19 protein-coding genes are annotated in these 25,573 nt (G+C 65.5%); 13 read left to right on the plus strand and 6 right to left on the minus strand.

The window, feature by feature from the left end:
• The first annotated feature begins 22 nt into the window (after positions 1-22).
• Positions 23-1,312, plus strand: coding sequence for a GNAT family N-acetyltransferase (locus JOE41_RS00225; RefSeq protein ID WP_011691910.1), 1,290 nt, complete (start codon positions 23-25; stop codon positions 1,310-1,312).
• A 250-nt stretch (positions 1,313-1,562) separates the two neighbouring features.
• Positions 1,563-3,038: a 30S ribosomal protein S1 gene (gene rpsA / locus JOE41_RS00230; protein WP_011691911.1), complete on the plus strand. Its 1,476-nt coding sequence runs from the start codon at positions 1,563-1,565 to the stop codon at positions 3,036-3,038.
• Positions 3,039-3,149: 111 nt separating this feature from the next.
• On the opposite strand, the gene JOE41_RS00235 is transcribed toward rpsA, so the two are convergent.
• From JOE41_RS00235 to JOE41_RS00245, 3 genes are all read right to left on the minus strand, one after another.
• Complete coding sequence (locus JOE41_RS00235; protein ID WP_209750277.1) at positions 3,150-3,578, minus strand: DUF1810 domain-containing protein; 429 nt, start codon at positions 3,576-3,578, stop codon at positions 3,150-3,152.
• A gap of 128 nt (positions 3,579-3,706) precedes the next feature.
• Entirely contained in the window at positions 3,707-4,240 is a 534-nt protein-coding gene (locus JOE41_RS00240) for a GNAT family N-acetyltransferase (RefSeq protein ID WP_209750279.1), read from the minus strand.
• 4 nt (positions 4,241-4,244) lie between these two features.
• The gene (locus tag JOE41_RS00245) at positions 4,245-4,943 is read right to left on the minus strand and encodes a YigZ family protein (protein ID WP_209750281.1); all 699 of its coding nucleotides are present in this window, start codon (positions 4,941-4,943) and stop codon (positions 4,245-4,247) included.
• Between the two features lie 22 nt (positions 4,944-4,965).
• Here JOE41_RS00245 and coaE point away from each other — a divergent pair, with 22 nt between their 5' ends.
• From coaE to JOE41_RS00260, 3 genes are all read left to right on the plus strand, one after another.
• Positions 4,966-6,258 carry a dephospho-CoA kinase gene (gene coaE, locus JOE41_RS00250; RefSeq protein ID WP_209750283.1) on the plus strand — a complete coding sequence of 431 codons (1,293 nt, stop codon included), beginning with the start codon at positions 4,966-4,968 and terminating at the stop codon, positions 6,256-6,258.
• 40 nt (positions 6,259-6,298) lie between these two features.
• Entirely contained in the window at positions 6,299-8,380 is a 2,082-nt protein-coding gene (gene uvrB, locus JOE41_RS00255; RefSeq protein WP_209750284.1) for an excinuclease ABC subunit UvrB, read from the plus strand.
• 164 nt (positions 8,381-8,544) lie between these two features.
• Positions 8,545-9,573 carry a TerC family protein gene (locus JOE41_RS00260; protein WP_043429752.1) on the plus strand — a complete coding sequence of 343 codons (1,029 nt, stop codon included), beginning with the start codon at positions 8,545-8,547 and terminating at the stop codon, positions 9,571-9,573.
• Positions 9,574-9,646: 73 nt separating this feature from the next.
• On the opposite strand, the gene JOE41_RS00265 is transcribed toward JOE41_RS00260, so the two are convergent.
• The 3 genes from JOE41_RS00265 to JOE41_RS00275 are packed head-to-tail and all read right to left on the minus strand — an operon-like array spanning position 9,647 to position 14,097.
• A complete protein-coding gene (locus tag JOE41_RS00265; RefSeq protein WP_209753488.1) occupies positions 9,647-10,999 on the minus strand; it encodes an alpha/beta fold hydrolase in 1,353 nt (450 codons plus the stop codon).
• A 31-nt stretch (positions 11,000-11,030) separates the two neighbouring features.
• Positions 11,031-11,531: a GNAT family N-acetyltransferase gene (locus tag JOE41_RS00270; RefSeq protein ID WP_209750286.1), complete on the minus strand. Its 501-nt coding sequence runs from the start codon at positions 11,529-11,531 to the stop codon at positions 11,031-11,033.
• A gap of 19 nt (positions 11,532-11,550) precedes the next feature.
• Positions 11,551-14,097 carry an RNA helicase gene (locus tag JOE41_RS00275; protein ID WP_209750288.1) on the minus strand — a complete coding sequence of 849 codons (2,547 nt, stop codon included), beginning with the start codon at positions 14,095-14,097 and terminating at the stop codon, positions 11,551-11,553.
• 111 nt (positions 14,098-14,208) lie between these two features.
• Here JOE41_RS00275 and JOE41_RS00280 point away from each other — a divergent pair, with 111 nt between their 5' ends.
• From JOE41_RS00280 to uvrC, 8 genes are all read left to right on the plus strand, one after another.
• Entirely contained in the window at positions 14,209-14,988 is a 780-nt protein-coding gene (locus JOE41_RS00280) for a trans-aconitate 2-methyltransferase (protein WP_209750290.1), read from the plus strand.
• 40 nt (positions 14,989-15,028) lie between these two features.
• A complete protein-coding gene (locus tag JOE41_RS00285) occupies positions 15,029-16,765 on the plus strand; it encodes an ABC transporter ATP-binding protein (RefSeq protein WP_209753489.1) in 1,737 nt (578 codons plus the stop codon).
• Positions 16,762-18,630, plus strand: a complete 1,869-nt coding sequence (locus JOE41_RS00290) for an ABC transporter ATP-binding protein (protein WP_245200583.1) — start codon at positions 16,762-16,764, stop codon at positions 18,628-18,630. The genes JOE41_RS00285 and JOE41_RS00290 overlap by 4 nt, the downstream gene beginning before the upstream one ends.
• Positions 18,627-19,007, plus strand: coding sequence for a GntR family transcriptional regulator (locus JOE41_RS00295; RefSeq protein WP_011691924.1), 381 nt, complete (start codon positions 18,627-18,629; stop codon positions 19,005-19,007). Before JOE41_RS00290 ends, JOE41_RS00295 begins: the two co-directional genes overlap by 4 nt.
• 46 nt (positions 19,008-19,053) lie before the next feature.
• Positions 19,054-21,981 (plus strand): excinuclease ABC subunit UvrA, encoded by a 2,928-nt coding sequence (gene uvrA, locus JOE41_RS00300; protein ID WP_011691925.1) that lies wholly within the window; start codon positions 19,054-19,056, stop codon positions 21,979-21,981.
• Between the two features lie 112 nt (positions 21,982-22,093).
• Complete coding sequence (locus JOE41_RS00305; protein ID WP_209750292.1) at positions 22,094-22,810, plus strand: HAD hydrolase-like protein; 717 nt, start codon at positions 22,094-22,096, stop codon at positions 22,808-22,810.
• Complete coding sequence (locus tag JOE41_RS00310) at positions 22,797-23,465, plus strand: 1-acyl-sn-glycerol-3-phosphate acyltransferase (protein ID WP_011691927.1); 669 nt, start codon at positions 22,797-22,799, stop codon at positions 23,463-23,465. Before JOE41_RS00305 ends, JOE41_RS00310 begins: the two co-directional genes overlap by 14 nt.
• A 56-nt stretch (positions 23,466-23,521) precedes the next feature.
• Positions 23,522-25,531 (plus strand): excinuclease ABC subunit UvrC, encoded by a 2,010-nt coding sequence (gene uvrC, locus JOE41_RS00315; protein WP_209750294.1) that lies wholly within the window; start codon positions 23,522-23,524, stop codon positions 25,529-25,531.
• Positions 25,532-25,573 lie beyond the last annotated feature (42 nt).

Genomic DNA, 25,573 nt, shown 5'->3' on the forward strand with positions numbered 1-25,573 from the left:
TCGGTTCAAGGGGGAGCATTACGTGGCAGACAAGTATGAGATCCGGCGGTTCGGGGCGGCAGAGAAGGGTGCGCCCGGCTACGAAGAGGGAACCGACTGGATCCAGGCCGTGGGCTTCGGATTCCACGACACCCGCAGGAGCGATGAATTCGTGGACAAGATCATGTCCATGTACCGCTCGGACGGACGCGTGCTGACCGGCGTCTACCAGACGGGGGAGGTCGCACCGCATGCTTTGGGCGCAGGCATTCCGGTGGCAACCTTCGGGACACTCCGCAGGGACCTGAACGTCGGCTACGGACGCCAGCTGCTGACGCATATGGTGACGGCGGTGACTGTGCGGGGAACGCACCGCCGCCAGGGGCTGCTGCGGCGGATGATGACCGAGGACCTGACCGCGGCGAAGGGCGACGGCCTGGCCATGGCCGCCCTGACCGCCTCGGAGGGTTCCATCTACGGCAGGTTCGGCTACGGTGTTGCCACCTTTGAACGCAGCATCAAGGTGGATACCGGACCACGGTTCGGGCTCCGTCACCAGCCCTCCGGCGCGGTGGAGATCGCGGACCGGAAGGTGCTGCTCGACCTGGCCCCTGAAGTGTTTGAGCGGGTGCACCGGCACACCCCGGGTTCCATCGTCCGCCAGGACGCCTATCGGCAGAACGTATCCGGAACGGTGGGCCGTGACGGCAACGAAGATGAAGCCATCAAGTGTGCGCTGCACTACGACGCCGCTGGAGCAGTGGACGGCTACGTCTCGTACAAGTTCGCCGGCTGGGACACCAAGCCCTACACGGTGGAAGTGGTGGACCTGGTGGCAGGAACGGATGCCGCGTACCTGGAGCTCTGGCAGTTCCTGGGCAGCATCGACCTGATCCAGCGGGTCAGCTGGGCGGACGCACCGGTGGATGATCCGCTGGTGTGGGCCCTCTCGGACCCGCGCTGTGTTGAGGCCTCCGACCACCGGGACATGCTCTGGCTGCGGATACTGGACGCCGGCAAGGCATTGGGCGCCCGCCGCTACTCCGCTGACGGCCGGCTGGTGCTCGCTGTTGAAGATGCCATGGGATTCGCCGGCGGCACGTTCATCCTGGACGTCAGCGGCGGCGAGGCCAGTGTCTCGGCGGCGCCGGCAGATGTCCTGCCGGAGCTGTCGATGGACGTGGCCGACCTCGCCTCCATCTACCTCGGTGCTGTGTGTCCGGTGACCTTGAAGGCGGCGGGACGGATCCGGGAACACGCGCCCGGCGCCGCCGTCCGGGCGCGGCTGATGTTCGCCGTCGAACGGGCGCCGCACTGCCTGACGCATTTCTAAGCCGATACCGGCCGGCCCCCCGCGGCACGAGCGACGTCAAAGCGGCCGGCGACCATGCCGGCCGCTTTGACCGGTGTTGGCCGCGGCGACTAGAATAAACGGGCGTGTACTACGTGCACGTGTCTAGAATCCACAAAATCAGGATGAACCTGGCAGACCCATGTGGTCAGCCATCACCCGCGCCCCCGTCCATACGGGTGTGCGGCGGTCCGCCTGACCGACTAACTATCCACAACGGAGCCCCTACTACATGACCATCACCTCCACCGAGAAGCCCGGTACCCCCGTAGTCGCGATTAACGACATCGGTACCGCTGAGGACTTCCTCGCAGCAGTCGACGCCACCATCAAGTACTTCAACGACGGAGACCTCGTCGAAGGTACCGTCGTCAAGGTCGACCGCGACGAAGTTCTGCTCGACATCGGTTACAAGACCGAAGGTGTCATCCCCTCCCGCGAGCTGTCCATCAAGCACGACGTTGATCCCGGAGACGTCGTCTCCGTTGGCGATCAGGTCGAAGCCCTGGTGCTCACCAAGGAAGACAAAGAAGGCCGCCTGATCCTCTCCAAGAAGCGTGCTCAGTACGAGCGCGCCTGGGGCGACATCGAGAAGGTCAAGGAAGAAGACGGTGTCGTCACCGGTACCGTCATCGAGGTTGTCAAGGGTGGTCTTATCCTCGACATCGGTCTGCGCGGCTTCCTGCCCGCATCCCTCGTCGAGATGCGCCGTGTGCGCGACCTTGCTCCGTACATCGGTCAGCAGATCGAAGCCAAGATCATCGAGCTGGACAAGAACCGCAACAACGTTGTGCTGTCCCGCCGTGCATGGCTCGAGCAGACCCAGTCCGAGGTCCGCTCCACGTTCCTCAACAAGCTGGAAAAGGGCCAGGTTCGTCCCGGCGTCGTTTCCTCCATCGTCAACTTCGGTGCCTTCGTGGACCTGGGCGGCGTAGACGGCCTGGTTCACGTTTCCGAGCTGTCCTGGAAGCACATCGACCACCCGTCCGAGGTTGTCGAAGTTGGCCAGGAAGTCACTGTCGAGGTTCTCGAGGTCGACCTGGACCGCGAGCGCGTTTCCCTGTCGCTCAAGGCTACGCAGGAAGATCCGTGGCAGACCTTCGCCCGCACCCACGCCCTCGGCCAGGTTGTTCCGGGTAAGGTCACCAAGCTCGTTCCGTTCGGTGCGTTCGTTCGCGTCGAAGACGGCATCGAAGGCCTCGTTCACATCTCCGAGCTGGCAGTCCGCCACGTGGAGCTGGCAGAGCAGGTTGTCTCCGTTGGTGACGAGCTGTTCGTCAAGGTCATCGACATCGACCTTGAGCGCCGCCGCATCTCCCTCTCCCTCAAGCAGGCTAACGAGGGCGTTGACGCCGACAGCACCGAATTCGATCCCGCTCTCTACGGCATGGCCGCTGAGTACGACGAAGAGGGCAACTACAAGTACCCGGAGGGCTTCGACCCGGAGTCCAACGAGTGGCTTGAAGGCTACGAGAACCAGCGCGCAGCCTGGGAGCAGCAGTACGCTGACGCCCAGACCCGCTGGGAAGCACACAAGAAGCAGGTTGCCCAGCACGCTGCCGACGACGCTGCAGCTGCAACGTCCGGTGACAGCGATTCCGGCACCACCAGCTACTCCTCCGAGCCGGCTGCAGCCGAGACCGGTGCAGGCACGCTTGCTTCGGACGAGGCTCTTGCAGCACTGCGCGAGAAGCTGACCGGCAACTAATTTCCCGGTTCTCTTCCGGACCTGATTCCGGAGGGCCCAGGCAGTTAGCACGCTGAAGGTGGCCGTCCCCGAAAGGGGGCGGCCCCCTTTTGTTTATCCAGGCACCTCTATTTAGCCCAGCAACCGGTCGGTCGCAGGGTCCGGGGTTCCGCCGAAGTAGCGGTCCAGAACTTCCTGGAAGACCGGCTCTGCGGGGTCTGCGCGCAGGAAGAGGGTCATGGAGGACTGCAGCTTCCGCGCGTCGATCCCGCCGAAGATCCGGACAGCACTGACCCCGGTGTGGGCAGCAACGGCCCGGGCGCACTCAAGCAGCCGCGGACCGAGCACGGGGTGGCCCAGATAGGCCCTGGCCTCGGCCAGGGACGTGATCGCGTACCTCCGGGAGGTGGGGCTCTGCCCAAGGCCGGAGACCTGAGGGAAGATGAACCACATCCAGTGGCTTTCCTTGGACCCGTCGGCTAGCTCTCCAAGTGCCCTGTGATAGGTTCCGTTGGCGTCCTGGGCCTGCACGAACCGTTCCAGGTTGAAGGGATCTTCCACGGGTTGCCTCCCTAACTCAGTTGGGCACTATCAGTCCATCCAACCACCTGCCCGTGCTGGAAACGCCAGCCGGCGCCGGGACATGTTCGTGTACTCACGCCTCAGGGATACCCCCGAGAAGGACCGGGTCAGTGCAGACTGATGCGGGCCGTCAGGGGCGTGGTCACGCCGTCCCCGGCCAGCTCGGCACCGGCCGAGCGCAAGAGTGCCCGCGCCGCCGAATTTCCGGCGGTCGTTTCGGCCTGCAGCACCGAGGCGCCTGTAGCTGCAGCCACGGTGCACACGAGCTTCAACGCCTCCCGGCCGATGCCCCGGCCCCGGAAGCTGCGTCCCAGCCAGAGCCCGGTTTCCAGCGCCGTGACGGCCGATGCTGCCGTTCCGGCGCGCTTGAGCCGGATGGAACCGGCAAGCCGTCCATCGCAGCTGATCGCCCAGGACTTCTGCGCGGCGGGTCCGTCGAGGCCGGCCGCCGCGGCGCGGTGGTAGTTGAGGAACCAGCCGATCCGCTCCGCGTTCCAGCCGGGGGTGGCACCTAGCGTGGGAGTGACGTCGTCGGCAGCGGCGTCCGTGAGGGCGACGTCCAGCAGCTTCGCCAGGATCTCCTCGGTGACGTCCAGCAGCTCCACGCAGCCTGCGAGGGATGACTGTGAAGAAGGAGACATCGGTTCAGAAGGGCACATCGATCCACTCCGTTTCACCCGGCCGCAGGGCGGCGCTGCCCGCAGTCATGGAAGCAAGCCGTTCGCCGGCCCGCTCAAGTTCGTCCGCATGATCGGGCAGGGCGAGCCTGAGGACCGTGGTGATGGCCCCGTAGCTGGTTTCCGCCATCACATAGCCGGCAGCGCGGAGGTCGTTTTCCAGGCGCCCGGCCGCCGAATGCGGCACCTCCACGGAACAGATCCTCAGCCGGCTCCGCCGAACCAGTGGTGCCAGGTCCAGGGCGGACGACACGGACTCCGAGTAGGCGCGCACCAGTCCGCCGGCTCCCAGGAGAATCCCGCCAAAATAGCGGACGACGACGGCACTGATGTCGCTGAGGTCGGTCACCCCCGGCGCGGTTTCGCGTCGGAGGAGGGCCTCCAGCATGGGGATGCCCGCGGTTCCGGACGGTTCTCCGTCATCGCTCGAACGCTGGATGTCCCGGTCTGGTCCCAGGACGAACGCCGAGCAGTGGTGCCGGGCGTCGTGGAACTCCTTGCGCAGTCCGGCCACCAGCGCCCTCGCGCCGTCCTCGTCACCGGTGCGCCGGATCACCGTGATAAACCGCGACCGTTTGACCTCCAGCTCATGGCGGAAGTCGGGCCCGGCCGCAAGGGTCGTGTAGGCAGTTGCCCTGCTTTCCCTGGGTTCAGCCTCTTCCACCACCGGATCAGTTTAGTCTGGTGGGGTGCTGAAGATCGGGTTGACGGGCGGTATCGCCTCAGGGAAGTCAGTTGTTGCCTCGCATTTGCGGAAGCTGGGGGCCGTGCTGGTCGACGCCGACGCCCTGGCCCGTGAAGTGGTGGAGCCGGGTACCCCCGGCCTGGCCCGGGTGGTGGCGGCCTTCGGGGAGGACATGCTGGGTGCCGACGGCCGGCTGGACCGGGCGCGGCTTGGCGCGCTGGTGTTCGGCGACCCGGACAGGCTCGCCGTTCTCAACAGCATCGTTCATCCCCTGGTCCGGGAGCGGGCCGCAGCGATGATCGGCGCCGCCCCCCGCGGCGCCGTCGTCGTGCAGGACATACCCCTGCTGGTGGAGACGGGCCAGGGTAGCAATTTCCATCTGGTGCTGGTGGTGGATGCCCCGGACGAGGTACGGGTGCAGCGCATGGTGGAATACCGGGACATGACCGAGGAGCAGGCGCGGTCCAGGATGGCGGCGCAGGCCGCCAGGGACGTCCGCGTGGCCGCGGCGGACGTGGTGCTGGACAACTCCGGAACCGTTGATGAACTGCAGGCTGCCGTCGACGTGCTGTGGGCCAGCCGGCTGGCCCCCTATGCGGACAACATCAGCAAGGAGCGGCCGGCTCCGCGGACGGGCGGCCCGGTGCTTGCCCCGGCCGATCCCACGTGGGGAACACAGGCGGCGCGGCTCGCCGGCCGGATCGCGGCTGCCGTCCCGGCGGACATCCTGGCGGTCGATCACATCGGGTCCACGGCGGTCCCCGGGCTCGATGCCAAGGACATCATCGACCTCCAGTTGACTGTTGCGGACCTGGCAACGGCCGACCGGATCGCACCGTTGCTTGCCGCGGCGGGCTTTCCGCTGTGGGCCGGCGTTTTTGCCGACAGCCCCAAGCCCTCGCACCCTGATCCGGCGGACTGGGCCAAACGCCTGCACGGAAACGCGGACCCCGGCCGTCCCGTGAACCTGCACATCCGGCCCGCGGGCTCGCCGGGGTGGCGGTTCGCTTTGTCTTTCCGGGACTGGCTTCGCGATGACGCTGCGGCAAGGGCCGACTACCTGGCGGAGAAGCGGAGGGTTGCCGCGCTCCACAGGGTGGACAAGTCAACCGCGGGTTACGCGGCGGACAAGGAAGCATGGTTTTCCGAGCACGCCGCCGAACGGATGGACGCGTGGGTGCGGCGCACGGGATGGCAGCCGCCGTCGTATGCCACACCCATAGCCGCCGGCGTGGCCGGCGGTCCAGCCGACATCGGGGAAGGCGGAGGCACAGCCGGCAGTACCGCCCAAAGCTGAATCACGGCACGATGTCGGTGCCCGGCGGTAGATTAGATTCATGAGTCTTGCCCAGGAAATCAACCGCGTCGTGGCTCCGTTCGAGGTCATCAGCGAGTTCAAGCCGGCAGGCGACCAGCCGGCCGCCATCGCTGAGCTGACGGAGCGCATCAAGAACGGCGAAAAGGACGTGGTGCTGCTTGGCGCCACCGGTACGGGCAAAAGCGCGACCACGGCCTGGCTCATCGAGCAGGTCCAGCGCCCCACCCTGGTGATGGTGCAGAACAAGACCCTCGCCGCGCAGCTGGCCAACGAATTCCGGGAACTGCTCCCGAACAACGCCGTCGAGTACTTCGTGTCGTACTACGACTACTACCAGCCCGAGGCCTACGTGGCGCAGACGGACACCTTCATCGAGAAGGACTCCTCGGTGAACGAGGAAGTCGAACGGCTCCGACACTCCGCCACCAATGCGCTGCTGACCCGCCGCGACGTGATCGTGGTGGCCACCGTGTCCTGCATTTACGGCCTGGGCACGCCGGAAGAGTACATCGCCGGCATGGTGACCCTCCGCAAGGGGGCTGAGATGAACCGCGACGACCTGCTCCGGAAGTTCGTCTCCATGCAGTACGCCCGCAACGACATGGACTTCCACCGCGGCACGTTCCGGGTCCGCGGCGACACCGTGGAAATCATTCCGATGTACGAGGAACTGGCCATCCGGATCGAGTTCTTCGGTGACGAAATCGAGAACATCCACACCCTGCATCCGCTGACCGGCGAAGTGATCCGGGATGAGGAAGAGATGTACGTATTCCCGGCGTCGCACTACGTGGCCGGTCCGGAACGCATGAGCCGGGCCATCAAGCGGATCGAAGACGAGCTCGCCGAGCGGCTGCAGGTGCTTGAAAGCCAGAACAAGCTCGTCGAGGCCCAGCGGCTCCGGATGCGCACCACGTACGACCTCGAAATGATGCAGCAGATGGGCTTCTGCAACGGCATTGAGAACTACTCCTCGCATATCGACGGCCGCGCCCGCGGAACCGCGCCGCACTGCCTCCTCGACTACTTCCCCGACGACTTCCTGCTGGTCATCGACGAATCCCACGTCACCGTTCCGCAGATCGGCGCCATGTACGAGGGCGACATGTCCCGCAAGCGGAACCTGGTGGACTTCGGCTTCCGCCTGCCCTCAGCGATGGACAACCGGCCGCTCAAGTGGGACGAGTTCCAGGAGCGCGTGGGCCAGACCGTCTACCTTTCGGCCACCCCCGGCAAGTACGAACTCGGCAAGTCCGACGGATTCGTGCAGCAGATCATCCGGCCCACCGGCCTGATCGATCCCGAGGTGGTAGTGAAACCCACCAAGGGCCAGATCGACGACCTGCTGGGCGAGATCAAGACCCGCACCGCGAAGAACGAACGCGTCCTGGTCACCACCCTCACCAAACGGATGGCCGAGGACCTCACCGACTACCTGCTGGGCCACGGCGTGAAGGTGGAATACCTGCACTCCGACGTGGACACGCTCCGCCGCGTGGAACTCCTCCGGGAACTCCGCATGGGTGTCTTCGACGTCCTGGTGGGCATCAACCTGCTCCGCGAAGGCCTGGACCTGCCCGAAGTCTCCCTCGTGAGCATCCTGGACGCGGACAAGGAAGGCTTCCTGCGTTCCTCCACGTCACTGATCCAAACCATCGGACGCGCAGCCCGTAACGTCTCGGGACAGGTGCACATGTACGCCGACCGCATCACAGACTCCATGGCGCACGCCATCGACGAAACCAACCGCCGGCGGGCCATCCAGGTGGCCTACAACACTGAACACGGCATCGACCCGCAGCCGCTGCGGAAGAAGATCGCAGACATCACCGACCAGCTCGCCAAAGAGGACGCCGACACGCGCGAACTGCTCGCCGCCTCCGGGAAGACCCGCGGCAAGGGCAAGGGCCCGTCGACTGTGCGCGCGGACGGTCTGGCGGCCGCGCCGGCGGAGGACCTCGTTGGACTCATCGAGCAGCTGACGGAACAGATGCACGCCGCGGCCGGCGAACTCCAGTTCGAACTCGCGGCCCGGCTGCGTGATGAAGTAGGGGAGTTGAAGAAGGAACTGCGGCAGATGCAGGCAGCGGGGCACGCCTAGGGTAAAGTTATTGTCACGTAGGGGAGTATCCCAAGCGCTACGATCGTCAACACGCACGGCATAGATGCCCTGCCGGGCGTAGCGGGCTGCCGATTCAGCACCAAGTGCACAGGCAAGCCGGAGAGACTTACACCGCATCTCTGTACCCTGCGAAAGGCATCCCTGTGCTCGATTTACCCGTTTGGTTTGAGGTCGGCTCATTCGTCGTCCTCGGCCTCATCCTCGCTTTCGACCTCCTCCTGGTGCTGCGCCGCCCGCACGAGCCTTCCATGAAGGAAGCCGGCCTGTGGGTCACGTTCTATGTTGCCCTGGCCCTGGTCTTTGCGGGTGCGATGTTTGCCTTCACGGGCCCGGAATTTGGCGGGCAGTTCGTTGCTGGCTGGGTGACGGAGTACAGCCTCAGCATCGACAACCTCTTTGTGTTCATCATCATCATGGCGCGCTTCTCGGTGCCCCGTAAGTACCAGCAGGAAGTGTTGATGGTGGGCATCATCATCGCGCTGATCCTGCGCGGCATCTTCATCCTGCTCGGCGCCATCGTCATCGAGCAGTTCAGCTGGGTCTTCTACATCTTCGGCGCCTTCCTGCTCTGGACCGCGTGGAAGCAGGCCCAGGACGAGGGTGAAGACGAAGAGGACAAGGAAAACCCGCTGATCGCGAAGCTCCGCAAGGTGATTCCGATGTCGGAGAAGTTCGACGGCGGCAAGCTGCGCACCACGGTTGACGGCAAGAAGGTCTTCACCCCCATGCTGATCGTTTTCGTCACGATCGGGCTGACCGACCTGCTCTTCGCTGTTGACTCCATCCCGGCGATCTTCGGCCTGACGCAGAGTCCGTTCATCGTCTTCACCGCAAACCTGTTCGCCCTGATGGGCCTGCGCCAGCTGTACTTCCTGCTGGGCGGCCTGATGAACCGCCTGATCTACCTGAAGCACGCGCTGTCCTTCATCCTGGCGTTCATTGGCGTCAAGCTGGTCCTCCACGCGATGCACGTCAACGAGCTCCCGTTCATCAACGGCGGCAAGCACATCGAATGGGCCCCGGAAATCCCCACGTTCGTGTCCCTTGCCGTCATCGTCGGCACCATCATCGTCGCCGTGATTGCCAGCCTGGTGAGCTCCAAGGCCGCACAGGCGAAGGTGGACGCCCGCCTCGAAGAGGATGCCCGCAAGAGCATGAGCGACGCCGACTAGGCTCCCGCACCGCCCAACGCACAGAAAACCCCGGCCGCATGGGTGGCCGGGGTTTTCTGTTTTCCGGATCCGCTCAGTTGCGGACTGAGCGCACCATTCCCAGCAGCCGCCCGAAGATGCCTTCGCCGTCGTCCGCGATGCCGTCGTGGTGGAAGTCCGCGGTCTCCCAGACCTGGAGCCCCCGCACGGCCGAAGCCGTTTCGAGCGAGAGGTCCCGGTCAACGTAGATGTCCTCGCTGTACACCGCGGCAGCAACGGGAACGGTGTTCGCTCCCAGCCCCTCCAGGTCATACAGCGGCTTCCAGTCGGATTTCTCGGCCAGCAGTTGGGCAACATCGCGCAGCGGCCGGAGCGCGGCGTCCTGTTCGAAGTACCAGGGATAGACCATTTCGCCGGTCAGCAGCGGCTCGGCAGCGTCCGGGCGGAATTCGGGAAAGTCCTGGAGTACGCGCAACGCGGCCCAGTCCGTCGCTTCCCGCTGCCCGTAGATGGACTCGTGCATGAGTGCATACAGCGGGTTCCCTGCACGGGTGACGACCCCACGTACCTGCTCCAGGAACGCGTCCGAAAGGCGGTCGCCGGCGGGCGTGGCCACGAAGGCGTCCTCGAGCAGATGGTGCAGGGTGTCCACCCGGGTGTTCCCGCCAAGGAACGAGCCCACCATCTGGAAACGCTCCACGGTGAGCCGCTCGCCGTCGGGCAGGTGCTCCACCGTTTCGCGAAGGTGACGGGCAATGCGGGTGACCGCGGCGCGGTCCTCGGGGTAGGACTTGAAGTATTCTGCGTTGCGGGCCGCGACGCGGCGGTAGGTGGCCTGGTACACACGGTCCGCAGGGCCCTGCAGGGGAGCCAGCCCGCCGGTGATGAGCGCCTCGCGCAGGCCGTGCGGCGCGAAAGAGAGGTAGCTGAGGGCACAGAAGCCGCCGTAGCTTTGCCCGTAGATGGTCCACGGTGCGGACCCGAGGGCATACCGGATCGCTTCCGCGTCAGCCACGATCGAGTCCGCCCGGAAGTGCGTCAGGTACTCCAGCTGGTCCGTTTCGTTCCCCCGAAGCGGGAGCGTGTTGCGGTCGATTGGAGTGGACAGCCCCGTGCCGCGCTGGTCCAGCATGAGGATACGGAAATCCCTGGCGGCGGCCTTGCTCCAGCCGCCCAGGGAGGGGAAACGGTTGCCGCGTCCGCCGGGGCCGCCCTGAAGGTACAGCAGCCACGGCAGCCTGGCGGCATCTTCCTCGCTGTGGTCGGCGGAGACGTACTCGCGCGCAAACACGGTGATGGTTTCCCCGGTACCGCCGCTGAAATGATCCAGCGGCACCTCGAAATAGTGCTCGGCGGTGCGCATCCCGCGGTACTCATGGCGGGCCTTGACGGTGTGCGGGACGGCATCGGGAACCTTGGCGGCGGCATCGGCTGCGGCCTCCAGCATTCCCACGGCGGAGAGCCCGGTCATCGGTAGATCAGCCAAGGACCTGCGCCTCGCGGGACGTCCCGAAGGATTCGAGGGCTTCCCCCGTCAGCCGGAAAGTGGACCATTCTTCCATGGGAAAGGCGCCCAGCTTCTTGTAGAAGTTGATGGACGGTTCGTTCCAGTCCAGAACGCTCCACTCAACGCGCGCGTAACCGCGTTCGACGGCGGTGGCCGCCAGGTGCTGCAGCAGCGCCTTGCCGTGGCCTTCGCCGCGGGCCTCCGGGGTCACGTAAAGGTCCTCCAGGTAGATGCCGTGGACGCCTTCCCAGGTGGAGTAGTTCAGGAACCAGAGCGCGAAGCCGCGGACGTCACCGGATTCGTTCTCCGCCATCGCGGCGTATACCCGTGGATTTTCGCCGAAGAGGACCCCGGCGAGCATTTCCGGGGTGTTCCGGACGGCGTGGGGTTCCTTCTCGTAGATGGCCAGTTCGTGGATCATCTGCAGGATGACGGGGACGTCTTCAACGGTTGCGGGGCGGATTACACTCATTGTTCGAGTTTACTAGCGACTACAGCCGGTTCACGTCGGTCACCCGGACCACTGCAGTGCCGGTTTCGTCGGACGCCGCCAGGTCCACCTCTGCCGAGATGCCCCAGTCGTGGTTCCGGGCGGGATCGTCGAAGATCTGCCGCACTTTCCAGATTCCGGGTTCCTCGGTGATGATCAGCAGGCCCGGTCCGCGGGCGTCCGGCCCGGTGCCGATGTCATTGTGTTCGTCGAAGTAGTCGTCCAGGACGTCTTCCCAGCGTTCGGCATCCCAGCCGGCGGCGCCGTCGAGCTCGCCCAGATCGGTGGCCGCCTCATCGGCGAAGAGCTCCACGCGCCGGAACATCTCGTTCCGCACCATGACCCGGAAGGCCCTGATGTTGGACGTCAGTGACGGCGGGGGAGGCGGGGGAGCGTCATGCGGAGTCGGGGCGGCGCCGGAGGTCAGCTCCTCCCATTCGTCCAGGAGGCTGGAATCGACCTGGCGGACCAGCTCGCCCAGCCACGCAATCAGGTCCTCGAGGTCCTCCCGCAGGGCGTCCTGCGGCACAGTCTGCCGCAGTGCCTTGAAGCCGTCGGCGAGGTACCGCAGCACAATGCCTTCGGAGCGGGCCAGCCCGTAGAACTGGACGAATTCGCCGAAGTTCATGGCCCGTTCGTACATGTCCCGGACCACCGATTTGGGCGCGAGTTCGAAGTCGCCCACCCACGGCGCGGCCTTGCGGTAGACATCGAAGGCCTCGCCAAGAATTTCCGCGAGCGGCTGCGGGTAGGTGACATCCTCCAGCATGGCCATGCGCTGGTCGTACTCAATGCCGTCGGCCTTCATGGCGGCGATGGCTTCGCCGCGTGCCTTCTTCTGCTGGGCCGAGAGGATCTGCCGGGGCTTCTCCAGCGTGGATTCGATGACGGACACCACATCTAGGGCGTACGACGGCGACTCCGGATCGAGGAGTTCCAGCGCCGCCAGCGCGAACGGCGAGAGCGGCTGGTTCAGCGCGAAGTTGGCCTGCAGGTGGACCGTGAGCCGGACGGTCCTGCCGTCCGGGCCCTGTTCCTCGTGCGGAATCCGTTCCACAACTCCCGCGGCCAGCAGCTCCCGGTAGATACCCAGTGCCTTCTTCATCAGCTGCAGCTGTGAACTGCGGGGTTCGTGGTTTTCGGTGAGAAGCCGGCGGGCAGCCTTGAACGGGTCGCCGGGCCGTTCCATCAGGTTCATCAGCATGGCGTGCGTGACAGTGAAGCTGGAGGTCAGCGGGTCCGGGACTGAGTTGACCAGCCGGTTGTAGGTCGGTTCGCCCCAGGACACAAAGCCCTCCGGCGGCTTGCGCTTGACCACCTGGCGGAGTTTCTTCTGGTCGTCGCCGAACTTGGCGGTGGCCTTGGCCATCGCCTTGACGTTCTCAGTCACATGTTCGGGAGCCTGCACCACCACGGTGCCGGCGGTGTCGTAGCCGGCCCGCCCCGCGCGGCCCGCGATCTGGTGGAACTCGCGCGAGTTCAGCAGCCGGGTGCGGACGCCGTCGTACTTGCTCAGGGCGGTGAGCAGGACGGTGCGGATGGGCACATTGATGCCAACACCCAGTGTGTCGGTGCCGCAGATGACCTTGAGCAGGCCGGCCTGCGCCAGCTGCTCCACCAGCCGCCGGTACTTCGGCAGCATTCCGGCGTGGTGGACGCCGATGCCGTGCCGCACCAGGCGGTTGAGGGTTTTGCCGAACCCGGCCGCAAAACGGAAGCCGGCAATCAGCTCAGCGATTTTGTCCTTCTCCTCGCGGGTGCAGACGTTGATGCTCATCAGGTTCTGCGCCCGGTCTATTGCCTCAAGCTGGCTGAAGTGGACCACGTAGACGGGGACCTGCTTGGTGGACAGCAGCTCCTCGAGGGTCTCGTGCACAGGAGTCTGCTCGTAGTAGTAGTGCAGCGGAATCGGACGTTCAGCGGAACTGACGGTCGTCGTCGGGCGTCCCGTCAGTTCCGTGAGGCCGGCCTCGAAGCGGCTGACGTCCCCCAGCGTGGCGGACATCAGCAGGAACTGCGCCTGCGGGAGCTCCAGCAGGGGTACCTGCCAGGCCCAGCCGCGCTGCGGGTCGGAGTAGAAGTGGAACTCGTCCATGATCACTGCGCCGAGATCCGCCCCGGCGCCCTCGCGCAGGGCGATGTTGGCCAGGATCTCCGCGGTGCAGCAGATGATGGGCGCGTCCTGGTTGACGCCCGAGTCGCCGGTGATCATGCCCACGTTTTCGGCGCCGAAGATGTCGCACAGGGCGAAGAATTTCTCCGAGACGAGGGCCTTGATGGGAGCCGTGTAGTAGCTGCGGTCACCGCGCGCCATGGCCTGGAAGTGCGCGGCGATTGCCACCAGGGACTTGCCGGAACCGGTCGGTGTCGCCAGAATGACGTTGTCTCCGGATGCCAGCTCCATGATGGCTTCGTCCTGCGCGGCGTAGAGGGACAGCCCGCGGCTCTCCGTCCATTCGACAAAGCGGGTGTAGAGCTCGTCCGGATCGTGGTTCGTCCCGCTGGACGTGCGTTCGGCCGGGACAGGGAGCTGCTCAACGAGTTTCATTGCTTTCAAGCTTAGTGCCCGCCGCCAATGGGTGGTTCTTCCTTGGTCGCGGGGCCGGGCCGGGCTAGGCTCGGCCTGACGGCAACAGCACGAGCCATTGGAGGGGCGTCTTTGAAGTGGGATCCAGCGAAGTACGTGGAGTTCGGGAACCACCGCGACAGGCCATTTTTTGACCTCACTGCGCGGGTCCACGCTGAGAGTCCCCGCCATGTTGTGGACCTCGGCTGCGGGCCCGGCAACCTGACCGCCACACTGGCGGAGCGCTGGCCCGCTGCCCGGGTGGTGGGAGTCGACTCGTCCGCCGAGATGCTTCGCATGGCGGCGGTGCACTCGGCGCAGGCGGCCAACCTTTCCTTCACGCTGCAGGACATCACCGACTGGAGGCCATCGGAGAGCACGGACGTGGTGGTCTCGAATGCGGCGCTGCAATGGGTCCCCGGCCATCCCGCCCTGCTGGCCGGCTGGCTGGAGGCACTCGCGCCCGGTGCATGGTTCGCCCTGCAGGTTCCCGGGAATTTCAGGTCCCCCTCCCATGTGCTCATGCGGAAGCTCGCGGAGTCCGGCCGCTGGAAGGACACGCTCGACGGCGTGCTGCGCCACGACGATGCCGTCGCCGAACCCGCCAGCTACCTGAACATCATGCTCGACGCCGGCTGCGACGCGGACGCGTGGGAAACCACCTACCAGCAGGTGCTCCACGGACCGGATCCGGTGCTGGAATGGGTCAGGGGAGCCGGTCTGAGGCCGATACTCGCGGCGCTCAAACCCGAAGAGGCGGCTGAATTCGAAGCGGAATACTCCGCGATGCTCAGGGACGCCTATCCCGCCACGGCCCACGGCACAGTGTTCCCGTTCCGAAGGATCTTCGCAGTCGCGCGGAAACGGCGCTGAGCATGGCGCTACGGCGGGAGGAGCTCCGGTGCTCCGGTGCATGATGATGCGGCTGCTCGCCGCGCATAAGCCTGCCGTTGTGGCCATCGTGGTGCTCCAATTCATCCAGACCACGGCCAACCTCTTCCTGCCCACGCTCAATGCCGCTGTCATCGACGACGGCATCGTCAAGGGAAACACAGACCTCATTCTTCGGCTGGGCGGCTGGATGGCCGCAATTGCCGCCGTCCAGGTTGCGGCCGCCCTGGCTGCTGGGTATTTCAGCGCCACCGTGGCCATGAAGCTTGGCCGGCAGCTTCGCCAGGAGCTCTTCGCCAAAGTCCAGTCGCTGTCCTCCCAGGAAGTTGGGACGTTCGGCATACCCAGCCTGGTCACACGGGCCACCAACGATGTCCAACAGATCCAGGCGCTGGCCGTGCTGGTCTTCACCATGCTCGTGGCGGCCCCGGCCATGGGCATCGGCGGCATAGTCCTGGCCCTGAACCAGGACGTGGTCCTCTCCGGCATCGTGGTGGCCATCATTCCCCTACTGGTGCTCATCATGTATGTGATCGTCCGACGCCTGGTGCCCTTGTACCGGCAGGGCCAGGTGCTGATCGACCGGATCGGCCGCGTGCTGCGCGAGCAGATCATCGGAGCCAACGTGATCCGCGCGTTCGTCCGCCAGGCACACGAGGCGCGCCGCTTCGCCGTCGTCAACCGTGAACTGACCCGCAACAACCTGCAGTCGGCCCTGCTGGTGGCGGGGATGCTGCCGCTGATCATGATCGTGGTCAACCTGTCATCGGTGGCGGTGGTGTGGTTCGGCGGCCACAGGATCCAGGCCGGGGACATGCAGTTGGGCTCGCTGACGGCCTTCATCGCCTACATTCTGCAGATCCTCATCGCCATCATGATGGCGATGTACGTGCTGATGACCGCCCCCCGTGCCGCGGTCTGCGCCGAACGGATCCAGGCCGTACTGGACACCCGCCCGGCCATCGCGGACCCCCTGATCTCACGGGCCGGGCTGCCTCCGGGGCGGCGCACGCCCGGCGGCACGGTGGAATTCCGCGACGTCACGTTTGCCTACCCCGGAGCGGAAGCGCCCGTGCTGGACGGCATCAGTTTCACCGCTTCGCCGGGCACCACTACCGCCATCATCGGGTCCACGGGCAGCGGCAAGTCGACGCTACTCAACCTGCTGCCCCGGTTCCTCGACGCTACGTCCGGGGAGGTCCTGATCGGCGGCCACAACGTGCGCTCCCTCCCGCTTCATTTCCTGCGGGACAGCCTGTCGCTGGTGCCGCAGCGCGCCTACCTCTTCTCCGGCACCGTGGCCGAGAACCTGCGCATGGCGGCCCCTGACGCCAGCGACGAGGAAATCCTTCGGGCGCTCCGCGCCGCCCAGGCGGAGGACTTCGTGCGCGAACTGCCGCACGGGCTCCACAGCGCCGTGAGCCAGGGCGGAACGAACTTTTCCGGCGGGCAGCGCCAGCGGCTGTGCATTGCCCGCGCACTGCTCCGGGACGCTCCGGTATACCTTTTTGACGACAGTTTCTCCGCCTTGGACTACGCAACCGACGCCCGCCTCCGCCAGGCGCTTGCACCGCTCACCCGCAGGTCCACGGTGATCATCGTGGCCGAGCGCATCGCCACCATCCTCGACGCGGGCCTGATCCTGGTGCTGGACCAGGGCAGGCTCGTTGCGCAGGGGACCCATACGGAACTCATGCGCACGTCGACGGTGTACCAGGAGATCGCTGCCTCACAGCTCGCGTTGGGAGGCAGGCTATGACGGCAGCCACTACGACGACGACGGCGGACAACGCCGCGAATGGGGCCGGGGGTGCAGCCGCCTTGGCCACCGGCAGGCGGCTGCTGCGGCTGCTGCGTCCCGTCAGGGGGCGCATGCTCGCGGCCGTGGCGGCCACCTGCGCGTTCGTGGCGCTTAATGTGTCGGCGCCGAAGCTGCTGGGCGACGCCACCGACGTCGTGGTTGAAGGTGTTTTTGGAGGGATCTTCAACGAACAGAAGCTGGCCGCCGTGCTACTCCTGGTGGCAGTGATGTACATCGGCGCCTCCGCTTTCAGCTGGGTGCAGGGGGCGGTCACCGCCACCGCGGTGCAACGGGTGAGCTACCGGCTGCGTGCCGCGGTGGAGGACAAACTGGCGAGGCTGCCGTCCGCGCATTTCGACGAGCAGCGCCGCGGTGACGTCCTGAGCCGCGCAACCAACGACGTCGACAATATTTCGCAGGCCCTGAACCAGCTGCTGAACCAGCTGATCCTGTCGGTGCTCATGCTGCTCGGCGCGCTGTCCATGATGCTGTGGCTTTCCCCGCTGCTGGCGGTCATTGCGCTCGTGACCGTGCCGTTTTCCACAGTGGTCACAGTGCTTGTGGCCCGGAAGTCGCAGGCGCATTTTTCCGAGCAGTGGAGCACCACGGGCGAACTCAACGCGCACCTTGAGGAGTACATCACCGGACACGAGGTGCTCAAGGCTTTCGGCCGGCAGGGTTTGGCCACCGAGACCTTCACCAACAGCAACGACAGGCTCTTCCGGACCAGCGCCCGCGCCCAGTACGTTTCCGGCGCCGTGCAGCCCCTCCTGGTGTTCGTCTCGAACCTCAACTACATTGCGGTGGCCGTGGTGGGGGCCCTGCAGGTCACGGCCGGTGCCATGACCATCGGCGGAGTCCAGGCCTTCATCCAGTTCAGCCGGCTCTTCAGCCAGCCCATCGGCCAGATTGGCGGCATGGTCACCTTGATCCAGTCCTGCCTTGCGTCAGCGGAGCGTGTGTTCGCCCTGCTCGATGCCGCGGAGATTCCGCCGGACGGGGACGAACCGGACGCGGGCGAACCGTCAGGTGCCCGCCAGCCGGGGACCGGTGCCACCGGCGGCCGGGTGGTGTTCGACGCCGTCACCTTCGGATACACCAGGGAGGCTCCCGTGGTCCGGGACCTGTCCTTCACCGCCGAACCGGGGCAGACCGTGGCGATCGTAGGCCACACCGGAGCCGGCAAGACCACCATGGTGAACCTGCTCATGAGGTTCTACGAGCTGGATTCCGGCCGGATCACCATCGACGGCGCCGACATCACGGAGCGCTCCCGCGACGAGCTGCGTTCCATGATCGGGATGGTGCTGCAGGACGCCTGGGTGTTCACCGGCTCCATCCGGGAAAACATCGAATACGGGCGGCCCGGTGCGAGCGAGGCCGACGTCGTTGCGGCCGCCGAAGCGTCCCTGGTGGACCACTTCGTGCGCGCCCTCCCCGACGGCTACGCCACCATGCTGGGCAACGACGGCGACACCCTGAGCCAGGGGCAGCGTCAGCTGATCACCATCGCGAGGGCCCATCTCGCGGGCCGGAGCATCCTGGTGCTGGACGAGGCAACGAGTTCCGTGGATACCCGCACGGAAGTACAGATCCGGCAGGCGATGCAGCGGCTGCGGCACGGCCGGACCAGCTTCGTGATAGCCCACCGTTTGTCCACCGTGCGGGACGCTGATCTAATTCTCGTCATGGACCACGGACGAATCGTTGAACAAGGAAACCACCAACAGCTGCTGGCAGCCAAGGGCCACTACAGCAGGCTCTACGACGCCCAGTTTGCCGGCGGGCAAGAGTCCCTGGGGTCAGGGGAGTCCGGTCTGTGAGCACCGTGAACGAATTCCCGGGGACCTGGAAACCCAACCAGGGCAGTTCGGTACCGCTCTTTGAACAGCTGCGCCTGAATATCATCGAGCGGGCGGACAGCGGGGCCCTCGCTCCCGGTACCCGCCTCCCCGCCGTGCGGAGCCTCGCCACCGCACTGGGCGTCGCACCGCACACCGTCGCCCGGGCGTACAAGGAGCTGGAAGCGGCCGGGGTGGTTGCCACCCGTGGCCGGCACGGCACCGTCATCTGCGCCAGGGACGAGGCCTGGACCTCGTTGACCGCAGCAGCGGCGGAATTCGCCGCGGCGGCAAAGGCGCAGGGCGCCAGCTTCGCAGAGGCAGTGCAGCTGCTTGCGGCCGCCTACGACGCCGAATAGGCGCCCGCAATAGAAATTCGAAGAAGTTTTCGATTAGCATTGGTGAGTGCCTAAAGCCGTAGCTGAAGAACCAGCCCTTGATGCCCGCTCCGCCGTCGTCCCCTTAAAACAAGGAAAACCGGCGCGCCCCGACCTTTCCCGCCTCGTGGTGAAGGGGGCACGGGAGCACAACCTGCGGAACGTGGACCTGGACCTGCCGCGCGACTCCATGATCGTTTTCACCGGGCTGTCCGGGTCCGGCAAGTCGTCCCTGGCGTTCGACACCATCTTCGCCGAGGGACAGCGCCGCTACGTCGAATCCCTCTCTGCGTACGCCCGCCAGTTCCTGGGGCAGGTGGACAAACCGGATGTGGACTTCATCGAGGGCTTGTCCCCGGCTGTTTCGATCGACCAGAAATCCACCAGCAAGAACCCCCGGTCCACCGTCGGCACCATCACGGAAATCTACGACTACATGCGCCTGCTCTGGGCTCGCGTAGGCCGTCCCCATTGCCCCGTCTGTGGCGAGCAAGTGGCCAAGCAGACGCCGCAGCAAATCGTCGACCAACTCCTTGAACTGCCGGACGGCACGCGTTTCCAGGTCCTCGCTCCCGTGGTGCGCGGCCGCAAAGGCGAATTCGTCGACCTCTTCAAGGAACTCACAGCCAAGGGCTACTCCCGGGCCCGGGTGGACGGCGAGCTCATCCAGCTCAGCGATCCTCCCAAGCTCGGCAAGCAGTTCAAGCACACCATCGAAGTGGTGGTGGACCGGCTTGTGGTCAAGGACGGCATCCGGCAGCGCCTGACCGACTCCGTCGAAACGGCACTCGGACTGGCTGAGGGCCGCGTCCTGTCCGAGTTCGTGGACCTCGAAGCGGATGATCCGGAACGGGTCCGGGCGTTCTCCGAGCACCTCGCGTGCCCCAACGAACACCCCCTTGCCATCGATGAAATCGAGCCCCGCTCGTTCTCGTTCAACAACCCCTTCGGGGCGTGCTCGGCATGCAGCGGCATCGGCACCAAACTGGAAGTTGATGAGGAACTCATCATTCCGAACGGGGAGCTTTCCCTGGGCGAGGGTGCCATCGCGCCCTGGTCGCTGGGCACGGCCACCAGCGAGTACTGGAACCGGCTGCTGTCCGGGCTGGCGAAAGAACTCGGCTTCTCGATGAAGACGCCGTGGCAGAAGCTTCCCAAGGATATCCGGCAGACCGTCCTGCACGGCAAGGACCACAAGGTCGTAGTGCAGTACCGCAACCGCTTCGGCCGGGAGCGCAAGTACAGCACCGGCTTCGAGGGCGTCATCCAGTACGTTCACCGCAAGCACCTGGAGACGGATTCGGACTCTGCCCGGGACCGCTACGAGGAGTACATGCGGCAGATCCCGTGCCCTGCCTGCAACGGCGCCCGCCTGAACCCGGCCTCGCTGTCCGTGCTGATCAACGGCAAGTCCATCGCCGACGTTGCCGCCATGCCCATGCGTGAGTGCGCGCACTTCCTGGACACCCTGGTGCTGACCGGGCGCGAGGCCCAGATTGCGCACCAGGTCCTGAAGGAAATCCAGGCACGCCTGACCTTCCTCCTCGACGTCGGGCTGGAGTACCTGAACCTGGAGCGCCCTTCCGGCACATTGTCCGGCGGCGAAGCCCAGCGCATCCGCCTGGCAACCCAGATCGGCTCCGGCCTCGTGGGTGTCCTCTACGTTCTGGATGAGCCCTCCATCGGCCTGCACCAGCGGGACAACCGGCGCCTGATCGAAACGCTGACCCGCCTGCGCGACCTCGGCAACACGCTCATCGTCGTGGAGCACGACGAAGACACCATCCAGGAAGCCGACTGGATAGTCGACATCGGGCCCGGAGCCGGGGAACACGGCGGCCAGGTGGTGCACTCCGGCTCCTACAAGGAACTCCTGGAAAACACCGAGTCCCTCACCGGCGATTACCTCTCCGGGCGTAAAAAGATTGAAATCCCGAAGAAGCGTCGCAAGTATGACAAAAAGCGTGAGCTGAAGGTCGTCGGCGCAAGGGAGAACAACCTCGTCAACGTAGATGCCGCCTTCCCGCTGGGCTTGTTGACCGCAGTTACCGGCGTGAGCGGTTCCGGCAAGTCCACCCTGATCAACGAAATCCTCTACAAGGTGCTGGCCAACAAGCTCAACGGCGCAAAGCAGGTGGCAGGCCGGCACAAGTCCGTGCAGGGCCTGGAGCACCTGGACAAGGTGGTGCACGTCGACCAGAGCCCCATCGGCCGGACACCGCGCTCCAACCCCGCCACGTACACGGGCGTGTTCGACAACATCCGCAAGCTCTTCGCCGAGACCACTGAGGCCAAGGTCCGCGGCTATCAGCCGGGCCGGTTCTCGTTCAACGTGAAGGGCGGCCGTTGCGAGGCGTGCTCCGGCGACGGCACGCTGAAGATCGAAATGAACTTCCTGCCGGACGTCTATGTGCCCTGCGAGGTCTGCCACGGTGCGCGGTACAACCGCGAAACCCTGGAAGTCCACTACAAGGGCAAGACCATCGCCGACGTCCTTGACATGCCCATCGAGGAGGGCGCCGAGTTCTTCGCCGCGTTCACACCCATCGCCCGCCACCTCCGCACGCTCGTGGACGTCGGTCTGGGCTACGTGCGGCTGGGGCAGCCGGCCACCACGCTGTCCGGCGGCGAAGCCCAGCGCGTGAAGCTGGCCGCGGAACTCCAGAAACGGTCCAACGGCCGCAGCATCTATGTCCTGGACGAGCCCACCACCGGGCTGCACTTCGAGGACATCCGCAAGCTGCTTATGGTCCTCCAGGGCCTGGTGGACAAAGGCAATACCGTGATCACCATCGAGCACAACCTCGATGTCATCAAGAGCGCGGACTGGATCGTGGACCTGGGGCCGGACGGCGGTTCCGGCGGCGGCCAGATCATCGCGACCGGAACCCCCGAACAGGTCGCAAAGTCGACCACGAGCTACACGGCCTCCTTCCTGGCGGAGATACTGGGCTAGCGTCTGGCGCACCGCGACGGAATGGCTGGAGCTTGCAGATCCGGCAGGAAGAAGTATTCCTGCCGGGGAATGCGAGTTTCAGCCATTCGCGCACTTGTGGGAAACTAACCCGGTGACCCTTTCAACAGTGCCCGTGATCTTCGACCTGGACGGCACTCTTGTCGACCCGGCAGGGGGGATCACGGACGGAATCTCCGCGGCCCTTACCGAACTCGGCATCGGGGTTCCCGACCCGGCCCGGCTGGACGCGATGATCGGTCCTAAACTCAGCGACTCGCTCCTCAATATCGCGGGAGTTCCGCAGGAGCAGCTGGCCGAGGTCATCCGCCTGTACCGGTCCTACTACCTCGAAACGGGCATCGCCCAGAGCCGCCTGTACCCGGGCATCCGCGAGCTCATCGAGGAATACGCCGCCACGGGCAGGCCGATCGCCGTGGCAACGCAGAAGCCGGAAGGACTGGCCCGGATCGTGCTGGAACACCACGGCATTGCGTCCTCGTTCCGCTTCATCCGCGGTTCCGCCGCCGACGAAGCCGCGCACACCCAGGTTCCTCTCGGCAAGACTGAAATTGTTGCCGCCGCCCTGTCCGACCTCCGCACCCAACACGCCGTGATGGTGGGGGACCGCGCCCAGGATGTGGCCGGTGCCCTGGCCAACGGCCTCGACTGCATCGGCGTCAGCTGGGGATTCGCCCCGGACGGGGAACTCCATGAAGCGGGCGCCATGGCAATTGTGCATACCACCACGGATCTATTTGCAGTCGTGGAACGCCTTGACGCACTGCACGGCGCAGCCCTGAGCGGGGTGAACAACGATGGCGTTGTTTGATGCGATCCGCTGGACCACCCGCACGTTGATCTCCGGAACCTGCCGGCCCACCGTCATCGGGCTGGAAAACGTTCCGAAGGAAGGCCCGTTCATCGTCGCACCCAACCACCTGTCCTTCCTGGACAGCGTCATTGTGCAGGCGCTAATGCCCCGGCCGGTGGCCTTCTTCGCGAAAGCCGAATACTTCACCACCGGGGGCGTGAAGGGCAAGGTGATGAAGTCCTTCTTCGAATCCGTAGGCTCCATTCCGGTGGAACGCGGGGAGCAGGCTGCCAGCGTGGCGGCCCTCAAGACGCTGCTCGACATCCTCGAGGCCGGAAAGGGCATCGGCATTTATCCTGAGGGAACCCGCTCCCGGGACGGCATCCTCTACCGGGGCCGCACCGGCGTCGGCTGGCTCGCGCTGACCACCGGGGCACCGGTCATTCCCGTCGGCCTCATTGGAACCGAAAACCTCCAGCCGGCCGGGCAGAACGGCGTGAAGCCGCAGCACTTCACCATGAAGGTCGGCGAGCCGTTGTACTTTGAGAAGACCGGACCGGACCACTCCCTGCCCGCACGGCGCCAGGTGACGGACCGCATCATGGACGCCATCGCGGAGCTCAGCGGCCAGGAGCGGTCAACGAGCTACAACCAGAGCAAAGCCGCCGAGTAGGGGCGCCCCGGAACCCCCTGTCCGGATGCCCCCTGCAGCGTCAGTAGACTTGAATCGTGGCAGATCCAGCTAGTTACCGACCCCAAACGGGGGAGATTCCAACAAACCCGGGCGTGTACCGTTTCCGGGACCCGCACGGCCGCGTCATCTACGTCGGCAAGGCCAAAAACCTGCGGTCCCGCCTGAATTCGTACTTCGCCAATCCCGGCGGGCTGCTGCCCAAGACCTACGCCATGGTCCACGCCGCCAGCAGCGTGGAGTGGACCGTCGTCGCAAGTGAACTGGAGTCGCTCCAGCTGGAATACACCTGGATCAAGGAGTTCAAGCCCCGGTTCAATGTCGTCTTCCGCGACGACAAAACCTACCCCTACCTCGCCGTCACGATGGGCGAGAAGTTTCCGCGCGTCCAGGTGCTCCGCGGCGAACGCCGCAAGGGCACCCGCTACTTCGGTCCTTACACGGCAGGGGCCATCCGCGAAACCATGGACACGCTGCTGCGCGTCTTCCCCGTCCGAAGCTGCAGCCCGGGCGTCCTGAAGCGGGCGCAGGCCAGCGGACGGCCGTGCCTGCTTGGCTACATCGACAAGTGCGCCGCACCGTGCGTCGGCCGGGTCACACCGGAGGAGCATCGGGCGCTGGCGGAGGACTTCTGCTCGTTCATGGGCGGTGAAGCCAAGCGCTTCATCGGACGGCTGGAGAAGGACATGGCCGCAGCAGTTGCCGAGCTCGACTACGAGCGGGCCGCACGCGTCCGGGATGACATCATCGCACTGCGGAAAGTCTTCGAACGCAACGCCGTGGTGTTGGCGGAAGACACGGACGCCGACGTTTTTGCGCTGCATGAGGATGAGCTGGAAGCCGCCGTGCAGGTTTTCCATGTCCGCGGCGGCCGGGTCCGCGGCCAGCGCGGATGGGTGGTGGAAAAGGTCGAGGATTTCACTACGCCGGACCTTGTGGAGCACCTGCTGCAGCAGGTCTACGGCGAGGAAGGCGAAACGCAGGGGCGGCTGCCCCGAGAGGTCCTGGTTCCTGAAGAGCCGAGCAACGCTGCCGAACTTGCCCAGTGGCTTGCCGGCCTGAGGGGCGCGAAAGTGGACATCCGGGTCCCGCGCCGCGGGGACAAGGCAGCACTCATGTCCACGGTCCGGGAAAACGCCGAGCACGCACTCAAGCTGCACAAATCGCGGCGCGCCGGTGACCTGACGAACCGGTCCCTCGCACTGCAGGAGCTCCAGGAGGCCCTGGACCTGCCCGTCGCGCTGCTCCGCATCGAGTGCTTCGACATTTCCCACGTGCAGGGCACCAATGTGGTGGCGTCCATGGTGGTGGTGGAAGACGGTCTTCCGAAGAAGTCCGACTACCGCAAGTTCTCCATAACCGGCGCCGCGGCCGTGGATGACACAGCGGCCATGCATGATGTCCTCACCCGGCGCTTCCGGAATTATCTTCAGGAAAAAGCAGCCCAGGCGGAAGCGGCACAGCTCCCCGGGCACCAGGCGGCGCTCGAGGCCATGGCGGTGGCCTCCATGCAGGACACCACCACGCCCGCACCGCGCGCAAAGTTCGCCTACCCGCCCAACCTCGTCGTGGTGGACGGCGGCAAGCCCCAGGTGAACGCCGCTGCGCGCGCCCTGGCTGAACTCGGGATTGACGACGTCTACGTGGTTGGCCTGGCCAAGCGCCTTGAAGAGGTCTGGCTGCCGGACAGCGACTTTCCGGTGATCCTGCCGCGGACATCCGAGGGCCTCTACCTGCTGCAGCGCATCCGCGACGAAGCCCACCGGTTCGCCATCACGTTCCACCGGCAGAAGCGCGGAAAGGCCATGACGGTTTCCGCCCTGGACAGCGTTCCCGGCCTGGGCGAGGCCAAACGCAAAGCCCTGCTGGCACAGTTCGGCTCGGTCAAGAGCATCCGGACCGCCAGTGCGGCCGAACTGGCCACTGCAAAGGGCATCGGCCCCTCGCTGGCGGACGCAATCGTCAGCCATTTCAGCAACGGCGCCGCGGCCTCCGGTGCGGATGCGCCGTCAATCAATATGACGACCGGCGAAATCATTGAAACTTAGCTAGGGTAAGGACCTGAAGCGGAACGCGCGGTTGCGTCGAAT

Source organism: Arthrobacter sp. PvP103 (assembly GCF_017833075.1).
GTDB lineage: Bacteria > Actinomycetota > Actinomycetes > Actinomycetales > Micrococcaceae > Arthrobacter.